At 62.4% G+C, this 6,286-nt stretch carries 7 protein-coding genes; 2 read left to right on the top strand and 5 right to left on the bottom strand.

Going from position 1 to position 6,286, the window contains the following annotated elements; genetic code table 11:
• The 4 genes from GCT13_RS46480 to GCT13_RS46495 form a co-directional block, all read right to left on the bottom strand.
• Positions 1–326 (bottom strand): DoxX family protein (locus GCT13_RS46480; RefSeq protein ID WP_152768311.1); only part of this gene is annotated, 326 nt, incomplete at its 3' end.
• Positions 323–1,135: an HvfC/BufC N-terminal domain-containing protein gene (locus GCT13_RS46485; protein WP_152768312.1), complete on the bottom strand. Its 813-nt coding sequence runs from the start codon at positions 1,133–1,135 to the stop codon at positions 323–325. The genes GCT13_RS46480 and GCT13_RS46485, both read right to left, overlap by 4 nt.
• Positions 1,107–1,997 carry an MNIO family bufferin maturase gene (gene bufB / locus GCT13_RS46490; RefSeq protein WP_152768313.1) on the bottom strand — a complete coding sequence of 297 codons (891 nt, stop codon included), beginning with the start codon at positions 1,995–1,997 and terminating at the stop codon, positions 1,107–1,109. Before bufB ends, GCT13_RS46485 begins: the two co-directional genes overlap by 29 nt.
• 14 nt (positions 1,998–2,011) lie before the next feature.
• The gene (locus tag GCT13_RS46495) at positions 2,012–2,323 is read right to left on the bottom strand and encodes a BufA1 family periplasmic bufferin-type metallophore (RefSeq protein ID WP_152768314.1); all 312 of its coding nucleotides are present in this window, start codon (positions 2,321–2,323) and stop codon (positions 2,012–2,014) included.
• Positions 2,324–2,483: 160 nt separating this feature from the next.
• Between GCT13_RS46495 and GCT13_RS46500 the strand changes: the two genes are divergently transcribed.
• Together GCT13_RS46500 and GCT13_RS46505 are read left to right on the top strand one after the other, a co-directional pair.
• Positions 2,484–3,107 (top strand): sigma-70 family RNA polymerase sigma factor, encoded by a 624-nt coding sequence (locus tag GCT13_RS46500; RefSeq protein ID WP_227747390.1) that lies wholly within the window; start codon positions 2,484–2,486, stop codon positions 3,105–3,107.
• Positions 3,104–3,763, top strand: coding sequence for an NrsF family protein (locus GCT13_RS46505; protein ID WP_152768315.1), 660 nt, complete (start codon positions 3,104–3,106; stop codon positions 3,761–3,763). The genes GCT13_RS46500 and GCT13_RS46505 overlap by 4 nt, the downstream gene beginning before the upstream one ends.
• A gap of 561 nt (positions 3,764–4,324) precedes the next feature.
• Here GCT13_RS46505 and GCT13_RS46510 read toward each other — a convergent pair.
• Positions 4,325–5,743 carry an IS1182 family transposase gene (locus tag GCT13_RS46510; RefSeq protein WP_152768316.1) on the bottom strand — a complete coding sequence of 473 codons (1,419 nt, stop codon included), beginning with the start codon at positions 5,741–5,743 and terminating at the stop codon, positions 4,325–4,327.
• Between the last annotated feature and the right edge of the window lie 543 nt (positions 5,744–6,286).

The following is a 6,286-nucleotide window of genomic DNA, read 5'->3' on the forward strand; positions in this document are numbered from 1 at the left end:
TCGATCACGGAGGTCATCCCGAGCAGGACCAATGCGGCGGGCCTGACGCCCAGGCCGAGCACCAGCAACACCGGCATGCTCAGTTCTATCGATACGGTGATGTGCGCTGCCACATCCGGCGGCAATACCGGCAGCCTGTATTCGTCGCGAAACAGTTCGAGCGCCGCATCCCAGTTTGCGAGCTTGGTCATCGCCGAATTCCAGAAAATCGTTGCAACCGCGAGGCGCAGCGGAATGGCCAGCAGCCAGTAAGGCACGCGTTCCAGCAACTGAACCGCGCACTGAAAGACGTTGCGGCCGTCTGCAGAGTGGGAGAGGCGAATCATGTTGACAATCCCTGGTCGATCCGGATGCAGCCAGCAATCTGCGACGTCTGGGCGAAGCATCCGCGCGCAAGGTATGCGCCGACAAGTGCAAAACCATCCGCTTCCGGCGCGCTGGCCAGCGCCGCGCCGAGTGGCTCGCCTGCAAAAAGCGCCTTGCTGATGCGCCACTCCCCGGTGCTCAGGCGCAGCGTATCGACGCCTTCGGTCAGGCGTTGCACGAGCAAATGCACGGGGTTGTCCACGAGTTCGATTGCGCGCAGCGCCGCGTCGTCCTGCTGGAGCACGGCGCGCCAGATAGCGTCGGCGGGAGCATCGCAGCGCAGCAGCCGCGTGGCCGGATGAGGCGACAATCGCAGCGTGCCGAGCGCGTCCTCGTCGAGCCGTTCGAGACACGCGGGATCGAGAGGCGGGACGTCGGGGGCGTGCAGTACGCCATTCACCTGCCATTCGAGCTGCGCGACGTCGGCCACATACGGCACCGATGAGAGCTGCGGCATTGTCCCGAGGAAGGCCGGAAACTGTGCGCCATATTCGTCGAGCCATGCGCTGCGCGGCGGCTCGGCGCGCACGAACAGGCGCACCGCGCCCTCAAAGAAGTCCGCGCCGACCAGCCGCTGAACGGCGGGAAAGGCAAGCCGCAGCGCATTGACCAGCACACCTTCCGCCGTGTTCCGGTAAATGCTCAGGCGTGCTTGCGGATCGAGACCATCGGCCAGCACGGTGGCGGCTGCGTTTTCATCGGCACCTTCCAGCAGGTTGCGGCGCATGGCCTGTTGAAGATCAGCCAGCGATGGCGCGTGCATGTTCATGGCGAACCGCCTCCAGTGCCGATTCCGCCGTTGCGGCTTCCTCGATGAGAACATCGAGCGGCGGCACGTCGGTGTCCCATTCGATCAGCGTCGGCACCGGCCCGAAGCGTTGCAGCGCGGCCGCGTAGAGAGTCCACACCGGCGGCGCGACACGCGAGCCGTGATCGTCGATTCGCAAGATCCGGCCGCCCTCGAGTTGTCTCAAGCTATGGCCGGCAAGATGGATTTCGCCGATGGACGCCGGCGGCAGCGCGTCGAGATACGTGAGCGCATTCCAGCCGTGATTGCACGCGCTGACGTGGATGTTGTTCACGTCACACAGGAGTCCGCAGCCCGTGCGTTGCGCGAGACGCGCGAGGAACTCCCACTCCGGTATCGTCGAATGCGAGAAGCGAAGATAGGTGGACGGGTTCTCCACGAGAATCCGCCGCCCTAGTGCCGCCTGCATCTGATCGACGTTGCGGCACACGACGTCGAGCGCCTCTTCGGTCATCGGCAACGGCAGCAGATTGGCGAGGTACGTGCCGCCCGCCACGCTCCACGCAAGATGCTCGGAGACGAGGCCGGGCTGCACACGCGCGACGACCTCGCTCACGCGTGCGACATGTGCGGCGTCGAGTCCGTCGGCGCTGCCGAGCGAGAGGCCCACGCCGTGCAGGGACACCGGATAGTCGCGGCGTATGGCATCCAGACAGCGTGCAGCGGGACCGCCGCCCATGTAGTTTTCAGTGTGCACCTCGAACCACGCCACTGCCGGACGTTCGTCGAGCACGGCGCGATGATGGCGAAAACGCAGACCCACGCCGGCCGTTGCGGGAATCGTGCCGACCGGCGCGCGTGCGCGGGAGACGGTTGCGCTCATGGCCGCGACGCCTCTCAACCTGCCTTGGATTGGCCGCCTGCGATCTTGCTGCAATCGCCTGCCGGCAACAGCACGAATGACTTCGGGTCGCGTGCCTGCGTGGCCTGGCCGGCGCACGAGTGAGCCCCTTCGGCGCAGTCGTTCTTCGCCACCGCGTTGATGCCGTAGCACTTTTCGAGGTGGTTCTGCGCCATTCTGGCCATGTTGTCCTTCACGACCTGCGGCGGGTTGCCCATACCCTGCGCCTGCGCGGCGAGCGCCTGCATTGCGAGCGCCAAGCCGACCGCAGCGGACAGCGACGATATGGTCAAAGCGGACTTGCTCATAGTATCTTCTCCGAAGGTTGGGATCGCGAAGATGCGACCACACAAGCAGATTCGGGCCGGCGCGGCCAAAGGTTACGCGGCGCGCCGGGAATATTTGGGCCGCTTGCCTCATCGACTCACTGCAACGATGTCCGACTACCGACACCGCGGCGCCGCGCATATGCAGCCCGACCAATCCGCAACGGCCGGCAAGGGGCCGCACGGCGCCACGCTGGACGAGGCAACCCGGCCCGACGGCACGCCTGACTGGTCCGTTTTGATGGCGCGCGCGCAGCAAGGCGATCGCGAGGCCTACCGCCGGCTGCTGCAAAGCATGACGCCGTATCTGCGCAGCCTTGCGAGTCGCCATGGAGTCCGTCCCGACGCAGTCGAGGACGTCGTGCAGGACGTTCTCGCCACCGTGCACCTCGTACGCCATACCTACGACCCGGGGCGGCCGTTTGGCCCCTGGCTGCTGACCATCGCCATGCGCCGCATCGTCGATACGCTGCGCCACGATGGACGTGTTGACGCCCGCGAACTGCCGCTGGACGATGAGCATGAAACCTTGGCCGACCCCACAGCGAATCTGATGGAAGAGGCCACGGATGCGCGCATGCTGCGCGAGACGATCGAGCGCCTGCCGCCCGGGCAGCGCGAGGCCATACGCATGCTCAAACTTGAGGAAATGTCATTGAAAGAGGCGGCTGTGGCGAGTGGAATGACCGTTGCCGCGTTGAAGGTCGCGGTGCATCGCGGGCTGAAGGGCCTGCGCAAGCTCCTGACGCAGGGAGACCGCAAATGAGTCCGACCTCCGATCTGATCGAATCGCTGGTTGCCGACGCGAAGCCGGTGCGCCCGCTGCGCGCGCCCGCCATGCGGGCGGCTGGCTGGCTGCTGTTCGCCGCACTCGTGCTCATTCTGCTCGGCGTGGCGCACGGTGTGCGGCCCGACCTCACGGTGAAGCTGCAGCAGCCAGTGTTCGTGATGGGCGTGGCTGCGGCCGCGTTGACGGGCATCCTCGCCGCCGTCGCGTCGTTCGTTGCCAGCGTGCCGGGAAGGTCGCTGCGCTGGCTGCTGTTGCCGCTGCCCGCGCTGGGGGCGTGGGTATCGACGATTGGCTATGGATGTCTGACGAACTGGGTGGAGATCGGCCCGGACGGCATGTCACTGGGGGAGACCGCGCGCTGTTTTGCGACGCTCGGTCTCACAGGCATTCCTCTCTCGCTCGCCCTGCTGATCATGCTGCGCCACGTTGCGCGGCTCGCGCCCGCTCCTGTGGTGATGACAGGCAGTCTGGCCGTTGCCGCGCTCACGGCCGTGGCGCTGTCGATGTTTCATCCGCTCGACGCGACGGTCATGATCCTGATCTGGAATTTTGGCGTCGCAACGATGCTGTTGCTGATCAGCGCGCGGTACTCACAACGATTGTTCGCGTGGGTGATATCGCCTGTCCGGTGACAGCATTGGGGGACCTTGTTGTATCGAGCGCACGCGAGTCGCGCCGGCATTCGGATGGCGATTCGTCCATCAAGATGAAGTGCTTATGGACAAAGGCGATACTGGCGATTATCAGGGCCCCTTGCGCCCTTACGTCCATATGGAACGCCTGACGCAAAGCCGCGCGGCGCAGGCAGATGACCACGAGGATTGATGCGAACAACGGGAGCGGTGTCAGGCACCTGCCTGTCCAAACGCCGTCGATCGTTTGGTGCCTCACGCGCGCATGCCCTGGACCGCAGAAGGGAGCACCGATTGCCCCGACTGGAAATTGAGCTTACGTAGCGTTGCTCGTGACCTCTCTGGTGTCCGACATGCTCGAAGCGGACGTTCATCCCGCATACATCGCATGCGTGTGAGTGGCGCCTTTTGGCCCAGACCGTGTCAAAACGCCTGGCTGCTGGAAATTGACGAGACGTTCTCCCGGAACAGGTTTCGACGGCGAACTGCGGGAACATAAACGTCAAGTTGCATGAAACAGCTACGTCAAACTGCTGACACGGTTCGACCACCCCGCCAGGCTTACGCCCGCATTGCCTTTACCACCATTTCTGCGCCGAGCAGCCTGATCACCCGCTTCATGTTGTACGCGAGCACGTGCAAGCTCATTTCGGTACTTACCCGCTCAATCGTTCCTGTCAGAAAGTGGGTTGCACCCATCCACGCCTTGAGCGTGCCGAAGGGATGTTCGACAGTCTGTCTTCGGATCCGCATCATGTCGGGGTTATGGTCAAGTCGCGTCTGCATCTCTTCGAGCACCCCTTCGTGCTCCCAGCGTGCCACCCGGCGTTGAGGGTCCGGCGTGCAGCGCGCCTTTAGCGAACATTGCTTCCAATACTTGCTGATCTTCAGGCCGCGCTCAACGGTCGAGAATCGCCAGATGAGGCGCTCGCCTGCCGGGCACCGATATTCGTTCATCTTTGCGTTGTAGATGAAGTCTTCCTTGCCAAAGCGACCATCGGCCGTTGCGCTCGACGTCACTGTCTTCGGAACGAACACGGTTATTTCAGCCTCATGACATGCGAGTATCTCCTCGCTCTTGTAGTAGCCGCGATCCGCAACCGCGGTGAGCTTGTCGATGCCCATTTCGGTACGGGCGAGCTTCGCCATCGACGTCAACTGATCACGATCAATGCCATTATTGGTAACGATGTGCGCGACGATCAGATGGTGCTTCGTGTCAACCGCCGTCTGGACGTTGTAGCCCACGACTCCCGTTCCTCGGGTCTTCATCGAACGTGCATCCGGATCCGTAAGCGATATCTGTCCGTCCGGTGCTTCCTTCAACTTGACCTCGATCTCCTTGAGGCTTCGCATCTGTTCCTTCAAGGCTGCAATCTTGTCTCGCAATCGCTCTGTTCTGGCCTTCGCAATAGCAGGCTCCTGACGATCCGCCGTGTCCATCGCCTCGAGATAGCGGGCGATACTTGACTCGATGTCGCGCATGCGTCGTTCGAGCTTGGCGCTCGTGAAGTTGCGGTCGCGATGGTTAACTGCCTTGAACTTGCTCCCGTCGATTGCCACGAACGCTTCGGCGAAGAGGTCCAGACGCTGGCACAGCGCGACGAACTGGCGACAGACGCTGCGGATCGCTTTGCCGTTGTCTTTACGGAATCGCGCAATGGTCTTGAAGTCCGGCGTCAGGCGGCTGGTCAGCCACATCAGTTCGACGTTGCGCTGAGCCTCGCGTTCAAGGCGACGACTGGATTGAATACGGTTCAGGTAACCATAGATGTAGATTTTGAGCATCACTGCCGGATGATACGAAGGCCGACCCGTTAGCGCTGGCTCAACGCCTTCAAACCCGAGCTTCTGAAGATCCAACTCATCCAGAAAAACATCCACCACGCGCACCGGATTGGTGTTTGTCACGTAGTCATCAAGCGCTTCGGGAAGGAGGAAGCTTTGAGTACGATCTTCGCCTTGGACGAACCGCTTCATCTCGCTTCTCCCCGTTCTACGATGAATAATTTTAGCACTACGAAATGGTGTTTTGACACAGTCTGGGCCGCACGCTGCCTGACGGAGCGCCGTCCAGTCAATGGACTGAAAAGTTGCCCCGACGGGTGGCGCCCAACCTCGCCGGTGACACAATTATTTCGCGACGTTCGAGTCCTTATCGGGCAAGGCTGAGCCGGTTCCCAAGCTTGTCGGGGTGCCGCCGGGTGACACTTTTATTGTCGCAACGGTGATAATCATTGAAAGGCCTCCTGGCCGCCCAAAGAAGGGGGCGGCCAGGGTCTACAGTTGAGATGCCAAGCTCAACCGACCCGTTCAGGAGAGAGGGTAGCCGCATTCCCTCTCGAAAACGCGGCCCCCGAAGAACCCTGCGAGCGACTTTCACCGCACAAGGCTCGCGCACAGCGTGAAGCGCCTTACTGACGCCGGTCTTGCCAATCTACTCAAGCCCTTCGCAAACACCGCATCGTTGATCCATTCCGTCGCCGGAACAAGGGCGCTGAACCGCTGATAAGCGGTCTCTCA

The organism is Paraburkholderia franconis (assembly GCF_009362735.1).
Classification (GTDB): Bacteria; Pseudomonadota; Gammaproteobacteria; order Burkholderiales; family Burkholderiaceae; genus Paraburkholderia; species Paraburkholderia franconis.